21 protein-coding genes are annotated in these 22116 nt (G+C 72.4%); 14 read left to right on the top strand and 7 right to left on the bottom strand.

Annotation, left to right across the window (positions count from 1 at the left end; translation table 11 throughout):
• Positions 1–99: 99 nt before the first annotated feature.
• On the bottom strand, positions 100–1332 hold the full coding sequence (locus tag ABZ857_RS30270; protein ID WP_357049378.1) for an MFS transporter: 1233 nt from the start codon (positions 1330–1332) through the stop codon (positions 100–102).
• 341 nt (positions 1333–1673) lie between these two features.
• On the opposite strand from ABZ857_RS30270, the gene ABZ857_RS30275 reads away from it, so the two are divergent.
• The 4 genes from ABZ857_RS30275 to ABZ857_RS30290 all read left to right on the top strand — a co-directional run bounded on the left by ABZ857_RS30275 (position 1674) and on the right by ABZ857_RS30290 (position 5161).
• Positions 1674–2543, top strand: a complete 870-nt coding sequence (locus tag ABZ857_RS30275) for a copper resistance protein CopC (protein WP_357049381.1) — start codon at positions 1674–1676, stop codon at positions 2541–2543.
• Positions 2540–3598 (top strand): CopD family protein, encoded by a 1059-nt coding sequence (locus ABZ857_RS30280; protein WP_357049384.1) that lies wholly within the window; start codon positions 2540–2542, stop codon positions 3596–3598. Before ABZ857_RS30275 ends, ABZ857_RS30280 begins: the two co-directional genes overlap by 4 nt.
• Positions 3599–3960: 362 nt before the next feature.
• Positions 3961–4455: a hypothetical protein gene (locus ABZ857_RS30285; RefSeq protein WP_357049387.1), complete on the top strand. Its 495-nt coding sequence runs from the start codon at positions 3961–3963 to the stop codon at positions 4453–4455.
• Positions 4456–4660: 205 nt separating this feature from the next.
• The gene (locus ABZ857_RS30290) at positions 4661–5161 is read left to right on the top strand and encodes a hypothetical protein (RefSeq protein WP_357049391.1); all 501 of its coding nucleotides are present in this window, start codon (positions 4661–4663) and stop codon (positions 5159–5161) included.
• 198 nt (positions 5162–5359) lie between these two features.
• On the opposite strand, the gene ABZ857_RS30295 is transcribed toward ABZ857_RS30290, so the two are convergent.
• Positions 5360–6679 (bottom strand): hypothetical protein, encoded by a 1320-nt coding sequence (locus ABZ857_RS30295; protein ID WP_357049394.1) that lies wholly within the window; start codon positions 6677–6679, stop codon positions 5360–5362.
• A gap of 163 nt (positions 6680–6842) precedes the next feature.
• Between ABZ857_RS30295 and ABZ857_RS30300 the strand changes: the two genes are divergently transcribed.
• The 3 genes from ABZ857_RS30300 to ABZ857_RS30310 all read left to right on the top strand — a co-directional run bounded on the left by ABZ857_RS30300 (position 6843) and on the right by ABZ857_RS30310 (position 11678).
• Positions 6843–9491, top strand: coding sequence for a CocE/NonD family hydrolase (locus ABZ857_RS30300; RefSeq protein WP_357049397.1), 2649 nt, complete (start codon positions 6843–6845; stop codon positions 9489–9491).
• On the top strand, positions 9488–10438 hold the full coding sequence (locus tag ABZ857_RS30305; protein ID WP_357049400.1) for an ABC transporter permease: 951 nt from the start codon (positions 9488–9490) through the stop codon (positions 10436–10438). Before ABZ857_RS30300 ends, ABZ857_RS30305 begins: the two co-directional genes overlap by 4 nt.
• Positions 10439–10856: 418 nt before the next feature.
• Complete coding sequence (locus tag ABZ857_RS30310) at positions 10857–11678, top strand: HAMP domain-containing sensor histidine kinase (protein ID WP_357049403.1); 822 nt, start codon at positions 10857–10859, stop codon at positions 11676–11678.
• An 8-nt stretch (positions 11679–11686) separates the two neighbouring features.
• On the opposite strand, the gene ABZ857_RS30315 is transcribed toward ABZ857_RS30310, so the two are convergent.
• Complete coding sequence (locus tag ABZ857_RS30315; RefSeq protein ID WP_357049406.1) at positions 11687–13537, bottom strand: DUF4118 domain-containing protein; 1851 nt, start codon at positions 13535–13537, stop codon at positions 11687–11689.
• A 115-nt stretch (positions 13538–13652) separates the two neighbouring features.
• On the opposite strand from ABZ857_RS30315, the gene ABZ857_RS30320 reads away from it, so the two are divergent.
• The gene (locus ABZ857_RS30320; protein ID WP_357049409.1) at positions 13653–14312 is read left to right on the top strand and encodes a response regulator transcription factor; all 660 of its coding nucleotides are present in this window, start codon (positions 13653–13655) and stop codon (positions 14310–14312) included.
• Positions 14313–14354: 42 nt separating this feature from the next.
• On the opposite strand, the gene ABZ857_RS30325 is transcribed toward ABZ857_RS30320, so the two are convergent.
• Positions 14355–14726: a response regulator transcription factor gene (locus ABZ857_RS30325; RefSeq protein ID WP_357049412.1), complete on the bottom strand. Its 372-nt coding sequence runs from the start codon at positions 14724–14726 to the stop codon at positions 14355–14357.
• Positions 14727–14911: 185 nt separating this feature from the next.
• Between ABZ857_RS30325 and ABZ857_RS30330 the strand changes: the two genes are divergently transcribed.
• The 3 genes from ABZ857_RS30330 (at position 14912) to ABZ857_RS30340 (ending at position 15743) form a co-directional block, all read left to right on the top strand.
• Positions 14912–15046, top strand: coding sequence for a hypothetical protein (locus ABZ857_RS30330; RefSeq protein WP_357049415.1), 135 nt, complete (start codon positions 14912–14914; stop codon positions 15044–15046).
• Positions 15047–15051: 5 nt separating this feature from the next.
• Positions 15052–15246 (top strand): DUF5999 family protein, encoded by a 195-nt coding sequence (locus ABZ857_RS30335; RefSeq protein ID WP_079313607.1) that lies wholly within the window; start codon positions 15052–15054, stop codon positions 15244–15246.
• A 188-nt stretch (positions 15247–15434) separates the two neighbouring features.
• Positions 15435–15743 (top strand): ATP-binding protein, encoded by a 309-nt coding sequence (locus ABZ857_RS30340; RefSeq protein ID WP_357049418.1) that lies wholly within the window; start codon positions 15435–15437, stop codon positions 15741–15743.
• Positions 15744–15768: 25 nt separating this feature from the next.
• On the opposite strand, the gene ABZ857_RS30345 is transcribed toward ABZ857_RS30340, so the two are convergent.
• Complete coding sequence (locus tag ABZ857_RS30345) at positions 15769–15936, bottom strand: hypothetical protein (RefSeq protein WP_357049574.1); 168 nt, start codon at positions 15934–15936, stop codon at positions 15769–15771.
• 247 nt (positions 15937–16183) lie between these two features.
• On the opposite strand from ABZ857_RS30345, the gene ABZ857_RS30350 reads away from it, so the two are divergent.
• A complete protein-coding gene (locus ABZ857_RS30350; RefSeq protein WP_357049421.1) occupies positions 16184–18292 on the top strand; it encodes an AAA family ATPase in 2109 nt (702 codons plus the stop codon).
• An 84-nt stretch (positions 18293–18376) separates the two neighbouring features.
• Here the strand turns inward: ABZ857_RS30350 and ABZ857_RS30355 are convergent, their stop codons facing one another.
• A complete protein-coding gene (locus tag ABZ857_RS30355) occupies positions 18377–19348 on the bottom strand; it encodes a 4-epi-cubebol synthase (RefSeq protein WP_357049424.1) in 972 nt (323 codons plus the stop codon).
• Positions 19349–19430: 82 nt separating this feature from the next.
• A complete protein-coding gene (locus tag ABZ857_RS30360) occupies positions 19431–19823 on the bottom strand; it encodes an ankyrin repeat domain-containing protein (RefSeq protein WP_357049427.1) in 393 nt (130 codons plus the stop codon).
• A 105-nt stretch (positions 19824–19928) separates the two neighbouring features.
• On the opposite strand from ABZ857_RS30360, the gene ABZ857_RS30365 reads away from it, so the two are divergent.
• Both ABZ857_RS30365 and ABZ857_RS30370 read left to right on the top strand, forming a co-directional pair.
• The gene (locus tag ABZ857_RS30365) at positions 19929–20834 is read left to right on the top strand and encodes a PAC2 family protein (protein WP_357049430.1); all 906 of its coding nucleotides are present in this window, start codon (positions 19929–19931) and stop codon (positions 20832–20834) included.
• A gap of 51 nt (positions 20835–20885) precedes the next feature.
• Positions 20886–21986, top strand: a complete 1101-nt coding sequence (locus tag ABZ857_RS30370) for a Gfo/Idh/MocA family oxidoreductase (protein ID WP_357049433.1) — start codon at positions 20886–20888, stop codon at positions 21984–21986.
• The last annotated feature ends 130 nt before the right edge of the window (positions 21987–22116 follow it).

Genomic DNA, 22116 nt, shown 5'->3' on the forward strand with positions numbered 1-22116 from the left:
CGGACCGGTGACACCGGTACGGCCCGGAGCCGGCGCCCGGCGGTCTCAGCCGATCACGAGTCGAGAGACCGCCGGGCGTCGCGCCGTCCGGGGACCTTCTCATCCGCCGGCGGCGAGGCCCCGGGCGCGGCGGGCGGCGTTCCTGGTCACCAGCAGCATCCCGCCGACCGAGGCCAGCATCCCGGCGGCGATGACCGGCACGAGGGCCCCGAACCCGGAGGCCCCGGCGACGAGACCGAACAGCGGGGGGCCGATGAACGCGCCCAGACTGCCCGTCTGGGCCACCATTCCGGTGCCCACGTCGGCGTGGTCGAGGCGCTCGAGCACGAGGGGAAGGGCGGCGAAGACGAAGGCGCCCAGCAGCCCGTTCTCCAGGGAGACGATCCCCGCGCCGGACGCCGCGGCGGCCAGCGGAGCGCCGGCGCCGTAGACGAGCCAGGCGGCCGGCACGACCAGCAGCCCGGACACGGCGAGCACGGCGAGCGGCACGCCCCGCCGGAGCAGAACGCCCACGGACAGCCCGCCGAGGACGCCGACGAACGAGATCGCCGAGGTCAGGGCCCCTGCGGCGCCGGCGGAGCTTCCATGCTCGTCGATCAGGAGCGTGGGCAGCAGCACGACCACCGGCATCGTCACCAGCACCATCAGGCAGAAGGACACGGTGAGCAGCGCGGGCCACGCCAGCGCCCGCGCGCCGGGCACGGGCCCGGCGGCCGTGCCGGAGGCGGACGTCCGCGGCAGCCGCACCCGGACGGCCACCGCCATCAGCAGCGTCAGCCCCGCGATCAGCAGCACCCAGCCGCGCCAGCCGAGGCTCTCGCCGGCGGCGCCGCCCACGAGGGTGCTCACGCCGATGCCCACCGGGACGAACGTCGCCCAGATGGACAGGGCGACGCCCCGGTCCCGTTCCTCGGCGAGATGGAGGACCAGCGCCGGGCAGGCGATGGTGACCACGAGGTAGCCGGCGCCTTCGGCGACGCGGGCGGCCAGCAACCAGGCGAAGCTCTCCGCGGCCGCGCTCAGCGCGCTCGCCGTCACCATGAGCGCCAGGGCGGCGATCAGCGACCTGCCCGCGCCGAACCGGCGGACCAGATATCCGGCGGGCAGCCCGGCGACGGCGCCCACCCCGACCACCGCCGAGATCGCCCAGCCGAGTTGCGACAGCGACAGCCCGAGCTCGTCGGCCATCGACGGCCCGACCGCGGAGAACTTGCCGTAGCTCATCGCCGCCACGACGCCCGCGACGTAGATGACGACGATCGTCAGCCACGGCGAGCGCCGCACCGGCGCCTCACTCCGCTCGGATCCGCCCACGGTCGGCTGAGGTGTCATCGGTTCTCCTTCGCCAGTCGAGGGACGCACGGTTCCGAACGCCGGATTCGGCCTATCGTCCACTCAACCAGGAGAATGCGTACACCGCCCGGCAGATCACCGGAACCGGTCACCACGGCACGGTCCGCAGCCGCCGTGGGTTCGCCGGCGGGCGTGCGGAGACCACGATCAGTGGGACCATGGCTGGGTCTGCGCCCGGCGAAAGGAAGGCAAGGCAGGTGGACCAGGTCGCCCGGATGTGCAACGACGCCCCACCCACGCGCGGCGGTCGGCGAACGGCCGGACGGACCGCCCCGCCCCCGGCGGCCGCGCGCACCGTCCCGCCACGTAACCGTCTGCGGGTGCTCGCCGTGCCGCTGCTGGCCCTGCTCTCGGTGATCCTGGTCGCGACGCCCGCGCGGGCCCACGACGTGCTCGTCGCCAGCGACCCCAAGGACGGCGCGGTCCTCGACGCCATGCCCGCCTCCGTGACGCTCACCTTCGACCAGGCCGTACGCCGCGACTTCGCGCGGATCGCCGTTACCGGACCGGACGGCGCCCACTACGAGCAGGGCGAGATCACGGTGGACGGCAGGAACGTCTCCATCGGCGTACGGGCCGGCACCCCCGGGGGGGCGTACGCGATCGGCTACCGCATCGTGTCCAACGACGGCCACCCGGTCACCGGCGCCGTGAAGTTCAGCGTGACCGGCGCGGGCGCGGCCCCCGGGACGGTCACCGTGCCGGCCACCACCCCCGCGCCCGGCACGGGGACGGCGACGGAGACGGGGACGACCGGCACGGCGAACTCCGGCACGGGGACGACCGGTCAGGGCGGCGGAGGCTGGGTATGGGGGCTGCTGGCCGTCACCGCCGCCCTGCTGGCGCTGTGCACCCGCGTGCTCGTACGGCACGACCGGCGCCTGCGCGACGGGACGATCCCGGCTCCCCCGGCGGCGGGGACGCCGCAGGCGGCCTCTCCGGCCGGCGCGGAGGCATCAGCCACCCCGGCCTCAGGCAGCCCAGCGTCAGGCACACCGGCGTCAGGCGCACAGGCGTCAGGCGCACAGGCGTCGGGCACACCGGCGTCGGGCACACCGGCGTCGGGCACTTCGGCAGCAGGGGTGGCGGCGGCGGATTCCGGCGCTGAAGGCCCGGACACCGGACGCTCCACCGCCACCGGACGCTCCACCGCCGCCGGGAGCTCTCCGGCCCCGGGCGGCGCCGCATGACCACGATCTCGGAACCGACGTCGGAACCGCGCGTCTCGACGGGCCGGTCCGGCCCCGGCGCCGAGCACGCCCGCGCCCGGGTCCCGGCGGCGGGGCTGGCCGCCGGCGCCGTGCTCGCGGTCGTGATCGCGACCTGGCTCACGCTGCCCGGAAGGGTGCCTGGGCTGCCCATGCCGGGCACGATCGTGGAGTACGGACTGCCGGTCGTCCGGCTCGTGCTCGACCTGGCCGCCACCGCGACCATCGGTCTCAGCCTGCTGCCCAAGCTTCTCGGCTTCGACGACCCGGACCGGACCGAGCCGGTCGCCGCCAGGGCCCGGCACTGGGCCGTGCTGTTCTCGCTGATCTGGTGCGCGGCGGCGCTGGTGTCGGCCGTCCTCAGCGCCGCCGAGGTCACCCCGGGCGCGTTTCCCGACGTGGCGGCGTACGTCGACGGCATCGGCGCGGGGCAGGGCATGGTCGTGAGCGCGTCGTGCGCCCTGGCCAGCGCCGCCGTGGGGATGCTCGCGGTGCGGTTCGGCGAGAAGGTCCCGGCCGAGCTGCGGGTGCTCGTCGCCGGGTTCGGGCTGCTTCCGCTCCCCGTCACCGGGCACGCCTCGAACTGGTACTGGCACGACCTCAGCATGGTCTCGATGGAGCTGCACGTCATCGGCGCCTGCGCCTGGGTGGGCGGCCTGGTCGCGCTCGCCGTGCTGCTGCCGCGCCATCGCGACCTGCTCGCCCGCACGCTGCCCCGGTTCTCCCGGCTGGCGACGTACGCGCTGATCGTCGTGGGGCTGTCCGGGCTCTTCAACGGCCTGGTGGAGCTTCTGCTCACGCCCGTCGAGAGCTTCCCCGCATCGCTGGTCACGACGGGGTACGGCCGGCTCGTGGTCGCCAAGGCGGTGTTCACCGGAGTGATCGCGCTGCTGGGAGGCAACATCCGCTGGCGGCTGCTGCCGGCGGTCACGCGCCAGGCCCCGACCGCGTTCGCCGCCTGGGCGGCCTTGGAGCTCACCGTGATGGGCCTCGCGTACGGCGTCGCTGTCGCGCTGACCAAGACCCCGGTCGCCTGACCCACGGCACGGCCTCCGGACCGGCAAGGCGGCGGCCCGGTGCCGGGACACCGCACGACCTGCTCACGAGATCGCGTAGGAGGGCCGAGCCCGGCGGGGAGCGGCCCTCCGGACAACGCGGCACGCGCTGTGACCACAGCGAGAACCACGGGTACTTCGAATCCGGTTCCGTCGGATAGGAGAAATCCACAGGGTCCCGCTGGGACGGCTCCCGACAGGCGGAGGCACAGGAGCCGAGCGCGCTGTTTCACCCCACTATGTCGCACCTGTCAATCCGGGTAGAGCCGACGGCGAACCGATATTGACGCTCCGTCACTTTTCAAATACGTTCCGTGACGACGGCTCTACAGAAAGGATTCGCAGTGCGAGTCTCCCCTGCCCTCGCGATCTCCGTAGCAGTCCTCACGGCCTGCGCCGCGTCCGCACCCGGAACCTCCGCAGGCGCCGCCACGTCCGGATCCCCGTACGGCGCCGAATCCGCCGGCGCCAGGGCGGCGATGGCCGCGGTCACCGACATCAGAGAAGTGGTGAATCAACTACCGGAGGAGGTGTGGCTCTCCAAGGGAGAGGACCAGAGCGTCATCTGGGTGGAACCCAGCAGTCGCGCAACCGACTCCATGTGGATTCCCTGGGTCGGCAACGAGGGCGAGATGGGCAAGAGCATCGCCGTTCACCGGCACTATCGCGTCCTCTACTGGATCTTCCAGGACTACTGGAGCACCACCAACCAGGTGAGATACAGCACGACCAACAGCTACCGGACCAGCGCCCCCGTCCCCGGCAACAGCACCGGCGGCGGCAGGAAGCGCCTCAGCATCCGCAGCGACGGCACGCCCTTCATGGAGAACGCGAGCTGAGACGGTCGACCGGCCTGACAACGTGTGCGCCCACGGGCCGGGAACGAGCGCCTCCCACCCCAGTGCCCGATCCGTCCTGGCGGCGACAGCCGCAATCGCCAGGATCGCGCCGCCCTCCCCCGTTGAACGACCGGAAACATACCGGTCGTCGTCCCAGGCATTCACGTGAACAGCATCCCCAGACTCCCACTCAGGAGACATCTGAATGACGCGGCACTTCCTCGCCATCTGCGCCACGGCCCTCGTCGCCGGCGCAGCGCTCACCATCGCCCCGCCGGCCGGGACGGCGACCGGATCCGCACACCGCACCGAACTCGCCGGCACATCGCGGGAAGCCAGGGCGGCGGTCACCGACATCAGGGAAATCGTGAACACCCTGGCGGTACAGGTTCAGGTCTACAACGCGGAGAACGGGAACCGGGTCACGCTCCAACCCAAGGGCAGTTGGATCGGCTCCATGTGGGTTCCCTGGGCCGGCAACGACAGCGAGGTGCAGAACAAGAGCATTCGCATCTTCTACACCGACAACGCCGACCGGTTGTTCTACCTCTTCCAGGACTACTGGGCCCCGAACGATCAGGTCAGATTTTTCTGGTCGCCCAAGTACTACGAGCACGCCCCCAGAGTCGAAGGCGCCGGCACCGGCGGCGGCAGGAAACGCCTCATCATCTATCCGAGCAATTTCGCCATGGAAAACGTCGGTTAGGCGTTTATTCGCCACCCGTTGCTCCGCCCGGGAGCCGGGGCCGTTGGCGTGGTGCCACGTGCGTAACGCGCCGTTCCGCCGCGATCAGGCACGCCCACCGTTCCTTCGCGTCGAGCGGCAGGCCACGGAGCGGCGTCGTCGAGACCGCTGTTCCCACCTCACCTGCCCGGCCGGCCGGGCAGGTGAGGTGCCGGCCGGTCAGGCCGTGGGCTCGGACACGGCGGCGGGCGCGGGCGTCTCCTCGGACGCCGCCTTGGGCATCGTCTCGGACGCCGCCTTGGGCGCTACCTCGGACGCCGCCTCGGGCACGGCATCGAGCGACGGGCCGGGCTCGGCCGCGATCTCCCTTTCCCCGGCCGGAGCCTCCCGGCCGATCCTGTCCTCCGCGGCGGCGGCCGTCAGGCCACGGCGGCCGGTGAACCACTCCACCGCGTACCACACGACGGCCAGCGCGGCGAGCGCCACCGGCCACGCCTCCGGCGCGTACGGCGGGGCTTCGAGCACGCGGTCCTGCGCGAGCAGCCCTCCGTACACGCCGGCGGTGGCGAGCACCGCGCCGACGAGCGGCCGCAGGTGCCTGACCGGCACCAGGAAGGCCAGGTCGACGCCGAGCCCGGCGAGCAGGAAGAAGAACGGGACGGTCGACGGCGGGAATCCGCCGCCGACGAGCAGCGGCCAGATCAGGCACCGGTAGGCCACGTAGGCCCCGGCGATCGCGGTGGCGGTGAAGCGGCGGCCGACCATGACGCGGGCGAGGACCAGGACCCCGACACCCGCCACCCCCGCGTACACCGCGTAGACGACGTCGGGGATCGGCAGCGAGAACTTGAGCACCATGGCGCGGTCCACGGCCCGCCCCATCTGGTTGGCCGCGAATTCGAGCAGCGTCGGCTCGGCGTAGGGCTGCCCCCGGTCCCAGGAGGCCAGCTCCAGCACGCCGTACTCCTGCTGCAGCTCGGGGAAGTGCACGTTCTCCAGCAAGAACGCGAACAGGCCGCCCAGCACGAGCGCCCGCCGGCGGCGGGTGATCTCGGCGTACCGGCCCGAGCCGAGATACCAGCCGCGGATCACTCCGGCGATCATCAGCGCGGTGCCGATGTACAGCAGCGCGTGGGAGGGACTCCAGGCGGTGATGTCGAGCCCGTTGACCCGGTGGTTGATCAGGTCGAGCGGGATCGCGATGAGGAAGACGCCGGTGCCCCCCACGATCAGGCGGGACGACGTGCGGTCCACCCCATAACCGGTGTACCAGTGCACGATCGTCAGCGCCACGGCGATCACCGTGCCGACCGTGTTGAGCAGGTGCGGCGGGGCCAGGTCGTCGCGCAGCCATTTGAAGTGCCACGACACGTCCCAGCTCGACCCGAGCACCTTCAGGACGAACGCCGCGAGCCAGCCCAGGTAGAGCACCCGGAAGAGGTCCTGCGGCGTCTGCCTGCCCGCCTCCCCCCGCGTCCAGTACGGAAGAGCCCACTCGATCGCGCGAGCGGGGATCTGCTTGAGCGGCGTTCCATTCACGCGCGAAATGATGCCGTCCCCCATGGTGGGGCGCAATCAGGGTTTACCCCGATGCATCATCACGATTCGTACGTGCGATCGGGTGTGCCCCGTCGGAGCGCGGTTATCCACAGGCGCGGCGGCTCCTCAGCGGTCTCTCAGCGGAGACAAGTAGCATCGCGACATGACGTTTCCGGGTGGGCGGCGTGCCCTCGCGATCATGGTCACGCTGGTCATCCTGATGGCCGGAGGCGTGACATGGGCCCTGTGGCCCTCCGACCCTGTGGTGAAGGGGCGCGACCTGGTCATTCCCGTGGTGGACGGACCGGCGGACGACCAGCGCGTCGATCTCGACGCCACCTTCTATCCCCCGGCCTCCGGCGGCAAAGCTCCGGCCGTGCTGCTCGCCCACGGCTTCGGCGGCAGCAAGGAGAGCATGCGCGAGCAGGCCGGACGGCTCGCGGGGCAGGGCTACGCGGTGCTGACCTGGTCGGCCCGCGGGTTCGGCCGTTCGACCGGGGAGATCGCACTCAACTCCCCGGACTACGAGGTCAAGGACGTGCGGGGGCTGATCGACTGGCTGGCCGGACGGCCCGAAGTGCGTCTCGACGCCCCGGGCGATCCGCGCGTCGGGATCGCCGGCGGCTCGTACGGCGGGGCGATCGCGCTGATGGCCGCGGCCTACGACAGCCGGATCGACGCGATCGTCCCCCAGATCACCTGGTACGACCTGGCCGACGCGCTGTTCCCCGACGCCTCGGGCAAGGGCCCGATCAACGGCGTCTTCAAGAAGATGTGGGCCGGCATCTTCTTCAGCTCCGCCGCCGACCGGCTGGCCCCGGACGGCGGCCTCGGCGCGGGCGGTCTGGCCGGCCTCACCGGCGCGGCCGCGGGCTCCGGCGGGACGAACTCCCCGGCGCGCGGGACCTCTCAGGCGCCCGGGACCTCTCAGGCGCGGACGCCCGGGACCGAGCGGGTCCAATGCGGGCGATTCCTGCCGCAGATCTGCGAGATGTACCAGGAGGTGGCCGAGACCGGCCGCGCCACTGAGGAGGCGGTCGATCTCCTGCGGCGGTCGAGCCCGGTCTCGGTGCCTGGCCGGATCAAGGTGCCGACGCTGCTGATCCAGGGCCAGCGCGACTCGCTGTTCCCGCTCTCGCACGCCGACGCCAACGCCCGCGCCATCGCCGCCACGGGCGCCCCGGTCGAGGTCGTCTGGTTCAACGGCGGCCACGACGGCGGCGACGGCGAGACGGACTGGCTGTCCGACCGCACGACCGGCTGGTTCGACCGCTATCTCAAGGGCGCCGGCTCCTCCGCAGCCGACGGCGACTCGGCCGCGTTCACCGTGACCAGGGACGGCGGCCGGGACCCGGGCACGCGCCGTCCCGTGCTCCTGCACGCGACCGCGGACCGCTACCCGGGCCTGCCGGGCGGGGAGCGGACCACCGTCGCCCTCCAGGGCCCTCAGCAGCCGGTCGCCAACCCGGCGGGCGGGTCTCCGTCGTCGATCTCGGCCGTCCCCGGCCTCGGCGGGCTGCTCGGCGGAAACGGCGGCGGGGCGTCCATCGCGCTGGACATGCCCGGCCAGGCGGCCGCCTTCGAGTCCGCCCCGCTGGCCAGGCCCGCACAGGTCACCGGCAGCCCCACCGTCAGGATCCGGGTGTACGGCACGGGCGAGGCCACGCTGTTCGCCAAGCTCTACGACGTCTCCGGAGGGTCGCTTCCGGTGCTCCCGTCGAGCCTGGTCTCGCCGCTGCGGGTCACCGCGAGCGAGGCGGGCACGCCGGTCACGGTGACGCTTCCGGCCATCGACAGGCGCTTCGACGCCGGGCACAGGATGCGGGTGGTCGTGTCGACCACCGACCTGGGCTACGCGACGCCCGCCGCCCCCGCCGTCTATCGGGTCGCGCTGGACTCCCCCACGCTGGAACTGCCCGGGGACGCGGCGCTGCGGACGCCCGCCACGGGCCCGGCGTGGTGGACGTGGGCCATGCCGCTCGCCGCGATCGCGGTCGCGGCCGCGCTCCTGCTGACCGGCAGGCCCAGGCGCCGCGGCCACGCCGGCGACGACCCGGCGGTGGACGCCGAGTCGGCCGAGGTGCCTCTGGTGATCAGCGGGCTGGGCAAGCGCTACCGCAACGGCGAGAAGGCGGTCGACGGCCTGTCGTTCCGGGTCGAGAAGGGCCAGGTGCTCGGCCTGCTCGGGCCGAACGGCGCGGGCAAGACCACCACGATGCGCATGCTGATGGGGCTCATCCACCCCGACGAGGGCGAGATCCGGATCTTCGGCACCCGCGTGCGGCCGGGGGCCCCGGTGCTGTCGCGGCTGGGGTCGTTCGTCGAGGGGCCCGGATTCCTGCCGCACCTGTCCGGGCGGGCCAACCTGGAGCTGTACTGGCAGGCCACGGGACGACCGCCGCAGGACGCCCACATGGAGGAGGCGCTGGAGATCGCCGGGCTCGGCGCGGCCCTGGACCGCGCGGTGCGCACCTACTCGCAGGGCATGCGCCAGCGACTGGCCATCGCGCAGGCCATGCTCGGCCTCCCCGACCTGCTCGTACTGGACGAACCGACCAACGGCCTCGACCCGCCGCAGATCGCCGAGATGCGCCGGGTGCTCAAGGCGTACGCCGAGCGGGGGCGCACCGTCATCGTCTCCAGCCACCTGCTCGCCGAGGTCGAGCAGACCTGCACCCACGTGGTCGTGATGCACCGCGGGCGGCTGGTGTCGGCCGGGCCGGTCGGCGACCTGCTCGGCACGGCCACCGCCAACGGCTCCGGCCCCCGCCTGGAGGACGTGTTCCTCGACCTGATCGGAGAGCGCCGATGAGCCCGGCGAAGCGACCGGCACCGGACCTGACCGGACAAGTCCCCGACGGCGGGCGGCCCGCTCCGGTCGCCCAGGACGGACCGGATACCCGCGGGGGCGACGCGAGGGGCCAGGCGCCCGGCTACGCTCCGGGACGCACGCTGCCGCTGCGGGTGGAGTTCGTGCGGCAGTTGCGGCGGCGCCGGACCATGGCGATGTTCGGCGTGCTGCTCGCCCTGCCGTGGGTGCTCGTGGTGGCGTTCCAGTTCGGACCGGCCGGGCGGGGCCAGGGCAGCCTGCGGCTGTCCGACCTCGCCACGGCGGGCGGGCTCAACTTCGCGGCGTTCGCGCTGTCGGTGTCGGCCAACTTCCTGCTGGTCGTCGCCGTGGCGCTGTTCTGCGGCGACACCGTGGCGAGCGAGGCGAGCTGGTCGTCGCTGCGCTACCTGCTGGCGGCGCCGGTTCCCCGCGACCGGCTGTTGCGCCAGAAGCTGGTGGTGGCGCTGGCGTACTCGGCCGCCGCGGTGACCGTGCTCCCGCTGATGGCCCTGCTCGCCGGCACGCTGGCCTTCGGGTGGAACGACATCACCGTGCCGGGAACCGGCGAGGTGATCCCCGCCGCCGACGTGCTGCCCAAGTTCGCCGTGGTCATCGGATACGCCCTGGTCAGCCAGCTGGTGGTCGCCTCGGTCGCCTTCCTGCTGTCGGTCGGCACCGACTCCCCGCTCGGCGCGGTCGGCGGCGCGGTCGGCCTGGTGATCGTCAGCAGCATCCTGCAGGCGGTCGAGGCGCTGGGTTCGCTCCGCGAGTTCCTGCCCACGTTCTGGAACGCCGCGTGGCTGGACGCGCTCGCGCCGGAGCCCGACTACAGCGGCATGGTGAAGGGCGTGGCGGTCTCCGTGACCTACTCGGTGGTCCTCGTCGCCCTGGCCTTCCGCCGCTTCCGGCGCCGGGACGTCGTCTCCTGACGGGACCCGGGCCGTCACCGGGCATTCCAGCTAGCCGGAATGCCGGGTGACGGCTGGCGGTGGGACCGGAATGGAGGCTGCCACCGCAGACGGGCCTGCGCAGGTAGAGACATGGTGGTATTTGGAACCGATCAGGACATCCGGGTCGGCGCCCCTCACGCGCGGCTGAGCGATCTCTGATCGGTCACGGCCGTCCGGCCCGCCGGACGGTGCGAGAACCGCTGCCACAGCACGCGACCGTAGCCGGAGGTGACGGGGTGTCGATGACCTACCTGAAACCAGTGGCGCCCGGACCGTGCCGCGCGCCCTCGCCACCAGGGGCGCTCGCGCCGGCCGCCCGGCGCCGCCGTACGCCGCCTCCCGGTCCAGCCGGGCCGGTGGGGGCCGCGACACCGACGGCAGCGTTGCGATGACTGTCATGTGTCACGACGATCCCGCCCCTACCGGCGATCCAGACACCGGCGTCCCCGTCCCTCCTGGCGAGGCCGAGGCCGCCCTGCCGGTGCACGCCCCGGAGAAAGTACTGAAGCGGCTCGCGGACGCCGGAAGGCGCCTGGACCGGAAGGCCGAGCGGCAGCGCCGGTTCCTGTCCGGCGCCTCCCACGAGTTGCTCACCCCGCTCACCGGGCTGCGGGCGCAGCTGGAAGAGGCCCGGCTGCACCCTTCCGAGACGGACCTCGCCGAGCTCGTCGACTGCTCGCTGAGAGACGTGGACCGTCTGCAGGCGATCGTCTCCGACCTGCTGCTGCTCCTGAAGGCGGGGACGAAGCCTCCCCAGGGGAGAAGGGCGGCCGACCTGGCGGACCTGGTGCGGACGGAGGTCTCCAGCCGGGCACACCGGTCGCCGGTGCTGCTCCGGCTGATCCCCGGCGTGGCGGTCCACGCCGTCGAGCACGAAATCCACCGTCTGCTGGGCAACCTCCTGGACAACGCGCAGCGGCACGCCAGGAGCAGGGTGCTGGTGGAGGTGCGCCAGGAGGGCGCCCACGCGGAGCTCGCCGTCTCCGACGACGGAGGCGGCATCGCCGAAGCCGACCGGGAGAGGGTGTTCGAGCCGTTCACCCGGTTGGAGGAGTCCCGCAGCCGCGGCCGGGGCGGCTCGGGCCTGGGCCTCGCCATCGCGCGGGAGATCGTGCGGGCGCACGGCGGGACCATCGGCGTGGAGGAGTCGGCGGAGGGCGGCGCCCGCTTCGTCGTCCGCCTGCCGCTCGCCGATCCTCCGCCCGGCCGGGGGGCGTGACCGCTCCGTCAGCCGTTGCCGACCGGGATGGCCGCCGTCAGCGTGGTGCCCCGGCCGGCCGGGCTGGTGACCTCGATCGTGCCGCCCAGCGCCTGGACGCGGTCGATGAGGCCGATGAGCCCCGAGCCCCTCGCCGGATCCGCGCCTCCCACCCCGTCGTCGTGGATCGCGACTCTCGCCGCGTCGCCCGCCGCGTCGACCTTGACGCGCACCGTGGAGGCCTGTGCGTGCTTGGCCACGTTCGTCAGCGACTCGGAGACGAGGTAGTAGACCGCCACCTCGACCCGCTCCGGCAGGCGCCCGTCGACCCGTACGTCCAGCTCGACGGGGACGGCCGAACGGCGCGCGAGCATCTTCAGGGCCGGCCCGAGCCCGCCCTTGGAAAGAATCGCCGGGTGGATGCCGCGCGACAGCTCGCGCAGGTCCTCCAGCACCAGTGTCAGGCCATCGGCCGTGTGGGACAGCTGTTCCTTGAGCTTCGGCAGCTCGGCCGGCACGGCGGCCTCCGCCATGCGCAACTGCAGCCCCAGGGAGACGAGGCGCTGCTGGGCCCCGTCGTGCAGGTCGCGTTCGATCCGGTGCCGGGTCTCGTCCGAGGCGGCGACCACGCGGGCGCGCGAGGCGGCGAGCTCGTCGCGGGCCTGGGCGTTGGAGATCGCGGTGGCGACGAGTTCGGTGAAGTCCCGCATGCGCTCCTCGACCCCTTCCGGCTGCGGCTCCCGGGCGCGGAAGAAGGCGATCATCACGCCCCACAGGCGCGCCTCGACGACGATGGGGCTGGCGACCGCGGAGGTGATCTCCTTGTCCTTGGCCCACCCGTCCAGTTCCGCGGCCGCCCCCTCCTCCACCGTCATCCTGCCGGGCTGTCCCGTGCGCAGGACGAGGGCGGACAGACCGGTGTCCCTGAGGGGCCGGCGCGAGCCCACCGGCGGCGGGGAGCCGCGGTCCGACGCACTCCACGAACTCACCAGGACGACCGTCCGGTCGGGCTCGTACCGTTCGACCGCCGTGTGGTCCGCGTTCACGATCAGACCCATCTCACGGGCGACCGCGCCGAGGATCTGGGTCGGAGAGACTCCGCGCGCGACCAATGTGGCGACCCGTCGCAGGGCGGCCTGCTCCTCCGCGATCCTGCCGAGCTCGTCCCGGCTCGCCGCCAGGGCGTTCCCGATGGCCTCGCGGTCGCGTGCCGCCACCAGCACCGTCTCCAGCGAGGGCACCACGCGCTCCCGCAGGCGGCGCATCATGGCCGCGGGCAGGTCCGCGGGCACGACGAGCGTGCCGATCCGGGCGCCGTCGTCGGTCAGCGGCAGCGCGGTGTGACGCGGGTCGTCGCCGACCGGCCCGAGCTCGATGGCCAGGATCGGCAGGCCGAGCCCCTGCGCCAGGCGCCGGGCCACGACCGGCAGCGCCGCGCGCAGATGCTCGGCGCGCAGGAGGAGACGGGCCGTCTTGGCGTCGAGATCGGCTTCGCGCCGGCGTTCCTCGGCCTCGACGACCAGAGACCGCATCAGCGCGGCGGCGGCGCTCACCAGCACGCCGACGAGCAGGAAGACCAGCAGCGGCACCCAGGTCCAGCTGCTGAAGATGGTGACCTGGCGGATGGGCGGGACCTGGAAGAAGTCGTAGACCACGGCGCTGGCCAGGGCGGTGAGCAGGCCGAGCCACATGCCCCAGAGGTACGCGACCACGAGAACGCCGAGCAGGTAAACTACGTCCAGGGCATTGCTGGGCGCCACCTGCGCCAGCCCAAGGGCCATGAACGTCTCGGCTGCCACGCATACGGCGCCCGTCAGGATGCCCCACAGGAGGGGCGGGCGGCTCGCGCGTAGCAGCAACGACAGCAACCGCGCGCGCACAAGGCCACACTACTCTCACGACGCGGAGAGAGATACGGCCGAATGCCCAGGTCAACGCCGTCGCCCGCCCGGCCTGAGCGACGCGCGTGATCGCACGCGAGAAGGCGGCAGAGCGGTGGACGAGACCCCGACCCGAGTGGTGCTGGCGGACGACGACGTCCTGTTGCGCGAGGGGCTGGCCAGTCTGCTGGAGCGATCCGGGTTCGAGGTCGTCGGCCAGGCGGGGAACGCGGCCGAACTACTCGCCCTCGTGCGGGAACGTCGCCCGGACCTCGCCATCGTCGACATCCGGATGCCTCCGGGGCACGCGACCGAGGGCGTAGAGGCGGCCAAGGTCATCCGCGCGGAGTTCCCCCAGGTGGGGATCTTGCTGCTGTCCGCGCACGTCGAGGTCGACCAGGCCATGGAGTTGCTCGCCGCCGGTCACCGGGTCGGCTACCTGCTCAAGAGCCGGGTGACCGCGGTGTCCGACTTCGTCGAGACGCTCCAGCGCATCGTCCACGGCGGCTCGGTCGTCGACCCCAGCCTCGTGGCCGAGCTGGTCAACGCCCGCCGCAGGCATGATCCGCTGGAGGATCTCACCCAGCGCGAGCGCGAGGTGCTGTCCCTCATGGCGGAGGGCCGCTCGAACGCGGGAATCGCGCACAAACTGTGGATCACCGAGGGCACGGTCGAAAAACACGTGCGCAGCATCATGTCGAGGCTGCGGCTGCCGGAGACGGAAGACGACCACCGCCGCGTGCTCGCGGTGCTCGCGTTCCTCGACGCCCGCTGACGCCGGCCCGGCCCGGCCTGCCCGGCCGATTCACCGGCCGGTTTAGGCGTCCGCCCCCCGCAGGATCTCGTCGATGGCCCTGCCCGACAGGCGTGGCTTGGAAAGGAAGGCGAGGGCCGGGCTGGTCGCGATCATCTCGGCGAAGTCCTGCTCGTCGTACGTCGAGATCAGGATGATCCGCGGCGGACGGTCCCCCGCCTCCTCGTAGAGCCGCAGGACCAGGTCGAAGCCGTTCTCCTCGCCCAGATCGATGTCGACCAGCACGAGATCCGGCCGTCGCTCCCGGAAGCACCGGAGCGCCTCGGCCGTGCTGGACACCGCGCCCACGACGGCGATGCCGTCCGTCTCCAGCAACAGACGGGCGGCCTGCCTGAAGTGATCGCTGTCATCGACGATGAGACACCTGAGGGGCACATCTCAAGAGTGGCATCGGAGCGCTTCCGCGTCATTGCAGCTAGCCACCATCTCGGAGTGCCGCGGGCACATCCCTGAGATGGGGGGTGCCCGCGCAGACGCGGGGCCTCCCGAAGGCCATCGTAGAAGTGTGCGCGGGAGAGCGCGCAGCGGGCGCATCGTCCGGGACCCGGAAGGAGGCGGCGATGCTGACCGACCGCCACGATGGGTGGACCGGCGAGATCACCGGCCGGGGGCTCGGCCGCGCCTGCTGCGCCTGGTCGCCCGGCCGCGCCCGGCTCTTCGTGAACTGTCCGCCGTCTGCTGAAGGATCGAGGTGAGACGTATGTGCCCGCACACCCCGCCGTGTCCGCCCGCGTACGCGCCCGATCACGACGCCGCCCGTCTCGTGGCCTTCCATCCCGAGCAGGGGTGGGGGCTGCTCTGCAACGGTGTCGTGGTGTTCGAGGACACCGGCGAGCTGCTGCCCGACGGCCGGAGTCTTCTCCCACACCGGGCCTGCTATGCACAGGCCGCGTGAGTCCGCGGGCACGGCCACGCTGATCCCCCTGACCCGGCGGCCGCGCGACGCCTTCCCGTGGGAGCGGCTCCCGGCCGTGGACGACGCGGCGGACGACGGCATGCCGGACGTGCGCCGGTCCTCCTGGACCCTCCCCGCCGACGCGTCCTCCACGAGCCGGGCGCGCCGGCTCGTCCGTGCCGCGCTGCGTGACTGGGCGGACAGCGCGAACGGCGAGGTGCCCGAGGTGGCCGGTACTACTCGTCAGCGAGCTGGTCGCCAACGTCCTGCGGCACGGGCGGGGGGAACCGGTCCTCACGCTCCTGCTGCGGGACGGCGTCCTGCGATGCGAGGTCGAGGACGAGGCCCGCGTTCCGGTACGGGGCCGCGGCAGGTCACGGGACGACGAGGAAGGCGGCCGGGGCCTGTTCATCGTCGAGTGCCTGTCCCGCTCCTGGGGAGTACGCCCGACGAGCAGGGGGAAGGCCGTCTGGTTCGAGCTGGCCGTGCGGCCCTAGTGGCCCCACTTCCAGTCCCAGTCTTCTAGTCCCAGTGAGGCGGGCGTTCCTCCAGGAGGCGGGAGACGTCGGAGTCGGAGCGCCACTCGCCCCACCCGAGGTCGGTGTCGTCGCTCGTCTGGTCAGGCAGCACCGGCAGCCCCTCGTCGAAGAGGTCCACCGGACGCATGTCATCCGGATGCTGCACACTCACGCGGCCAATGTTACTGGAATCGTCCGCGGTGCTCCGGCCTTCGGCCCAGGGTGAAGCGGACGTGGAGCCGTGCGCCCCCGGAAGCCTGGACGACGGCCGGGCGGCGCTGGGACTCCTTCCCTTGAGGGGAGATCACCCCACCGCACCGCGGGGCAAACGTCACGCCTGTACCACCGGACAGCCAACCACACGCAAAGGTACGATGCGGGAGCAGGGAGCACGCCGGACGAACCCCCCGTGAGGCGGCATGGCAACGCCAGCAGGATGGCGGCAAGAGGGCAACCTGCCCGTGGAGCTGACCAGCTTCGTCGGGCGGACGCGATTGCTCGCGTCGCTGAGACAGAGGCTGCAGGATTACCGGCTGATCACCGTGACGGGCATTGGCGGGGTCGGCAAGTCGCGCACCGCGCTGCGTCTCGCGCATCAGGTGCGGCGGCAGTTCAGGGACGGCGTCTGGTACGTGGACCTGGCCCGGCTGCAGGACCCCGCGATGGTCTACCACACGATCACGGCCGCCCTCGGCATCGCCGACCAGTCGCCGCGCGAGGGGTCGGACACCCTCGCCGAATGGCTGGCCGACCGGGAGCTCCTGCTCATCCTGGACACCTGCGAGCACCTGGTCGACGCGTGCGCCCAGCTCACGCAGGAACTGCTCAACACGGCGCCGCACCTGCGCATCCTCGCGACCAGCCGGCGGTCGCTGAACGCGCCGGGCGAGTACACCGCCGCCGTGCCGCCGCTGTCGGTGCCCGGCGACCACCCCTCGGAGAACCCGTTCACCAACGAGGCCGTCGAGCTGTTCGGCGCGCGGGCCTCCTCCGTCGTGCCCGACTTCGTGGTGGACGAGGACAACATCGCCGCCGTCGCCGAGCTGTGCCGCCGCCTCGACGGGATCCCGCTGGCCATCGAACTGGCCGCCGTACGCCTGCGCACGCTGTCGGTCGAGCAGATCCTCGCGCTGCTCGCCGACCGGTTCAGCCTGCTCGCCGGAGCCAGCCGTACGGCGCTGCCGCGGCACCAGACGCTGCGCGCGGCGATCGGATGGAGCCACGAGCTGTGCGAACCGGCCGAGCGGCTGCTGTGGGCGCGGCTGTCGGTGTTCGCCGGCGACTTCGAGCTGGACGCGGCCCGGCACGTGTGCGCCGGCGACGCCCTGCCCTCCGACCGCATCCTCGACGTGATCGGCGACCTGGTCGACAAGTCCATCCTGCTGAGCTTCCCCACCCCGGCCGGCCAGCGGTACCGGCTGATCGACACGCTGCGGCAGTACGGCGGCGAGTGGCTGGACAAGCTCGGCGAGACCCAGGACCTGCGCCGCCGCCACCGCGACTACTACCTCCAGCTCGCCGAGCGCAGCGAGCACTCGTGGTCGGGCCCGCGCCAGGTCCACTGGTACACGCGGATGCGCCAGGAGCACGACAACATCCGCGTCGCGCTCGACTACTGCCTGTCGACCCCGGGCGAGGAGCGCGTCGGCCTGGAGCTGCTGTCGGCCCTGTGGTTCCTGTGGGTCGCCTGCGGCTTCGCCCGTGAGGGCGTGATCTACCTGGAGCGGGCGCTCAAGGCCAGCCCCCTGCCCAGCAAGGAACGCTGCAAGGCCCTGTGGGTGCTTGCCTACATCCGCAGCGCCCAGGGCGACATGGCGGGCGCGCTCGCCGCGGCCGAGCAGTGCAGCACCGACGCGGTCCGCGTGGGCGACTCGGGCGCCGTGCTGCTCGCGACGAAGATGCAGGGCACCGCGGCGATGCTGCAGGGCGACGCGAAGAAGGCCACCGCGCTGCTCGGCGTCGCGATCGAGTTCCACCGCGGCGGCCGGGAGCTGAACCCGGGCCTGCTGCCGGCGATCGTCGAGCTGTCCATGGTCCTGCTCGCGCAGAGCGAGTTCGAGGAGGCGGAGACGCTGCTGGTCGACTGCCTGCAGGTCTGCCAGGAGCGCGGCGAGCTGTGGCTGCGCTCCTACGCCTGGTACGCCTCCTCCCTCGTCCACCGGGCGACCGGCAGGCGCGACGAGGCATTGGTGGCGTGCAAGGAGGCGCTGCGCATCAAGCGGCACTTCCACGACGTGCTCGGAATCGTCCTGTGCGTGGACAACCTCGCGACGCTGAACCTCGAGGCCGGCGAGCCGGAACGGACGGCGACCCTCCTCGGGGCGGCCCAGGCCAACTGGCGGACCTTCGGGCTGCCCCAGTTCGGGTCGCCGTTCTTCACGACAGAGCACGAGCAGTGCGTCAAGGAGTGCAAGAAGCTGATCGGCGACGCCGCCTACGACGAGGCGTACGCCGCCGGGGCCCGGTTCAGCCTGGGCGACCTCGTCGAGTACGCGCTGGACGACCTCGACGACTTCCACCTGGACTGACCCGGTTCACGCCTGGACCGAACGGGTTCAGCCTGGACTGACCCGGTTCAAACCTGGATTGACCGGGCCGCCGACCGCCGGTGATCACTGCCAGGCGCCGACGTACCGGGAGCTGGTCAGCGAGTAGTCCACGCTGCCGCTGATCCAGTACTGCAGGCCCTTCACGTACGCGTCGACGGCGGGCGAGCCGAGCGCCTCGGTGGCCGGGGTGAGCGCGGCCATCGCGGCCACCGCCTCGTCGCGCATCGCGCCGATCCGGTCCATCGCCTCCTGGACCGTGCAGCCGGTGTGCCCGACCAGCACGCTGACGAGGTTGTTGCGGATGTTCGCCTCACCCCGCTCCTTGGCGTACGAGATGAGGTCGTTGTCCCAGACGACCACGTCGTTGGCGTGCTCGGTCATCTCGTGCACCACCGGGTGGCGCCACTCGTCCATGGTGAGGCTGACCTCCGCGGCCACGTCGATCAGCGCGAAGACGGTGAGCATCGCGCCGGTCCTGCGGCGCATGAAGATGTAGTCGTCGATCGTGGGGACGACGTCGTCCTCCCGGTTGGCGGCCTCCCAGACCTGGGCGAACAGGTAGTCCTTGGTCATCGCGCGCCACCGGTCGAGCTGGTCGGCGGTGCCGTGCGCCCTGATCCGGGTCTTGACGTCGAGGAGCGCGCGGGCGAAGACGTTCTCGACCGGTTCGTCCCCCTCGTTGTCATCGACCACGCTGTAGAGCTGGGGCAGTGCCCGGGCGATCTCGGCCGCCCGCCGGTCCGACTCGCAGTAGGCGTCGTCGAACGCGAACAGCCACACGCACCAGTCCGTGACGAGCTGGCACAGCTCCCGGGAGGCGTACGGGTAGGTCCGGGCGCCGAGCCATCCGTAGCGAGCGAGCCGGAAACGCTCGAACTGGTCGTCGTCGGCGATCATGCCGGAGGCGGCCAGCCAGGCCAGCGTGTCCCGGTTCACCTCTTCGACGTACGGGTTCACCGCACTCGGGAAGGGGCAGGTGAGCGAGGGAAGGCGGAGGGGGCGCCCGCTGAGGGAATCCGCTTTCGCAGTAGCCATCCGACAAGCATGGGCCTACCAGAACATCAGCGCCACCCTCACCATAATTACGGACACAGCGGTCAATCAGATCTCAGCCGGTTCACCCTTCGAGCAGTGTGACGATCTCGGCGTCTCCGAACATGCGGGCGGTGTCGACGGCCGACGGCGTCCCGGCGTAGCGATCGGCTCCCAGCTCCAGCAACGCCCGCACGACCTCGGGCTCCTTCTTGAACACCGCGCCCGCGAGCGGGGTCTGCCCGCGGTCGTTGGCCAGATCCGGGTCCGCGCCCCGCTCGCCCAGGGCGCGCACCGTGGCGGCGTGCCCGTGGTAGGCCGCCAGCATGAGCAGCGTGTCGCCCTTCTGGTTGCGCAGGTTCACGGGCACACCCGCGTCGACGTACGCGCACAGCGCCTCGGTCCGCCCCGACCTCGCGAGGTCGAAGAGCCTGGTGGCGAACTCCTCCAGCTCAGGGTCCGGCTCCGTGTTCCCCATAGTCCAACGGTAAGGTCGCCGCGACCGCCCCGGAATCGAGCACGGAATCGACCGGGGGTCCCGTAGGTTCAGTAGGTAAAGACTTCGTGAGAAAGGCTGGGACACGTGTCCGACCCCACGGATCTCTATCGGCTCGACGGGGACCTGCCCGAGCTGACCGATCCGGTGCTGCTCTACCACTTCGAGGGGTTCGTCGACGCCGGCGCCGCCGGACGGCTGGCCCTGGGGCACCTCCTCGCCGAACTGGAGCACCAGGTCATCGCGACCTTCGACGTGGACCGGCTGCTCGACTACCGGTCCCGCCGCCCGGCGATGACCTTCGACGCCGATCACTGGAGCGACTACGACACCCCCGAGCTGGCCGTCTACCTGACCAAGGACGTCACCGGCACGCCGTTCCTCATCATGAGCGGCCCGGAGCCCGACCGGGAGTGGGAGCTGTTCACCGAGGCCGTCGGCATGCTGGTGACCCGGCTCAACATCGGCAGGCTGGTGACCGTCCACGGCATCCCGATGGGCGTGCCGCACACCCGGCCGCTCGGCATGACGGCCCACGCGACGCGCCCCGACCTCGTCCAGGGGCAGACCAGCCCCTTCGGCAAGGTCCGCGTGCCGGGGAGCCTCGCCGCGCACATCGAGTTCCGGCTCGGGGCGAAGGGCCATGACGCGCTCGGCTACGCGATCCACGTGCCCCACTACCTCGCCCAGGCCGAATACCCGCAGGCCGCGGTGACGGCGCTGGAGGCCGTCACCCGGAGCACCGGGCTGGTGTTCCCCATGGACACCCTCAGGGACGCGGCCGACAAGACCAACGCCGAGATCGAGGAGCAGATCGCGGCGTCCGAGGAGCTGGCCGGCGCGATCCGCGGCCTGGAGCAGCAGTACGACGCGTTCCAGTCGGGCGCCGAACGGGAGAGCCTGCTGGCCGAGGAGGCGCAGATGCCCACGGGTGACGAGCTCGCCGCCCAGTTCGAGGCGTTCCTCGCCGAACGGGACGACCGCGACACCTGAGCGCCGTGGAACCGCCGCGCCCCGACCCGATCAAAGGATGCCCCGCCCCTCATGCCGCCCTCGAATCTCCCCGGAATCCGCGTCGGATTGGCCGGTTTCGGTCCGGCCGGATCCTTCTTCCACGCGCCGCTGATCGCCGCCACGCCGGGACTGCGCCTCGCCGCCGTCGTCACGCGCGACCCCGCCAGGGCCGAGCGCGTCCGCGCCGGCTACCCCGGCGCGGACGTCGTCCCCGCCGCCGACGACCTGTGGGACCGCTGCGATCTCGTGGTGATCGCGACGCCCAACCGCACCCACGTGCCCCTGGCGACCGAGGCGATCAAGGCCGGGCTTCCCGTGGTCGTCGACAAGCCGCTGGCCGGCGCCGCCGCGGAGGCCCGCGACCTCGTACGGCTCGCGCGCGACCGCGGGCTGATGCTGACGGTCTTCCAGAACAGGCGCTGGGACGGCGACTTCCTCACGCTGCGCCGGCTGCTGCCGGAGCTGGGCGAGGTCCACCGGTTCGAGTCGCGGTTCGAGCGGTGGCGGCCGGCGCCCAAGGGCGGCTGGCGCGAGTCCGGCGGCCCGGAGGAGATCGGCGGCACCCTCTACGACCTCGGCAGCCACCTGGTGGACCAGGCCCTGCGGTTGTTCGGCCCGGTCTCCCACGTGTACGCGGAGACCGACGTCAGGCGGGCCGGGGTGCGCAACGACGACGACGCGTTCGTCGCGCTGACCCACCGGAGCGGGACCCGCTCGCACCTGTGGATGAGCGCCGTGGCCGCGAACCTCGGCCCGCGGTTCCGGGTGCTCGGCTCCCGCGCGTCGTACGTCAAGTGGGGGCTGGATCCGCAGGAGGAGCGTCTGCGCGCGGGCGAGCGCCCGGACGCCGCCGACTTCGGCCCGGGCAGGAGCCCCGGCGAGGGGCCCGGCTGGGGTGCCGAGCCCTCCGAGCGCTGGGGCACGCTCGGGGTCGAGGGCGACGCCCGCCCGGTCCCCACCGAGCCCGGGGCATACCAGCGGTTCTACGAGGGCGTTGTGGCCTGCCTGCGGGACGGCGCCCCGCCCCCGGTCGAGCCGGACGGCGCCGCCGAGACCATCGCGGTCCTTGAGGCCGCCGTCCTCTCCGCCGCCCGCGGCCAGGTGGTGACCCTCCCCGAGCGGGAGGAGTAGGCACCGGGCACCGGAGGCCGGGCGTCCCCGCCGCGACGCCGGAGGCGTCCGGGGCGGCGAGCCCGCGGGGCGGCTTCGGTCACTGTCCCCCGGCGGCGGGCGGGCGGACGCCGGCCCGCCGCCGGTCGGG

The organism is Microbispora sp. NPDC046933 (assembly GCF_040644635.1).
Taxonomy (GTDB): domain Bacteria; phylum Actinomycetota; class Actinomycetes; order Streptosporangiales; family Streptosporangiaceae; genus Microbispora.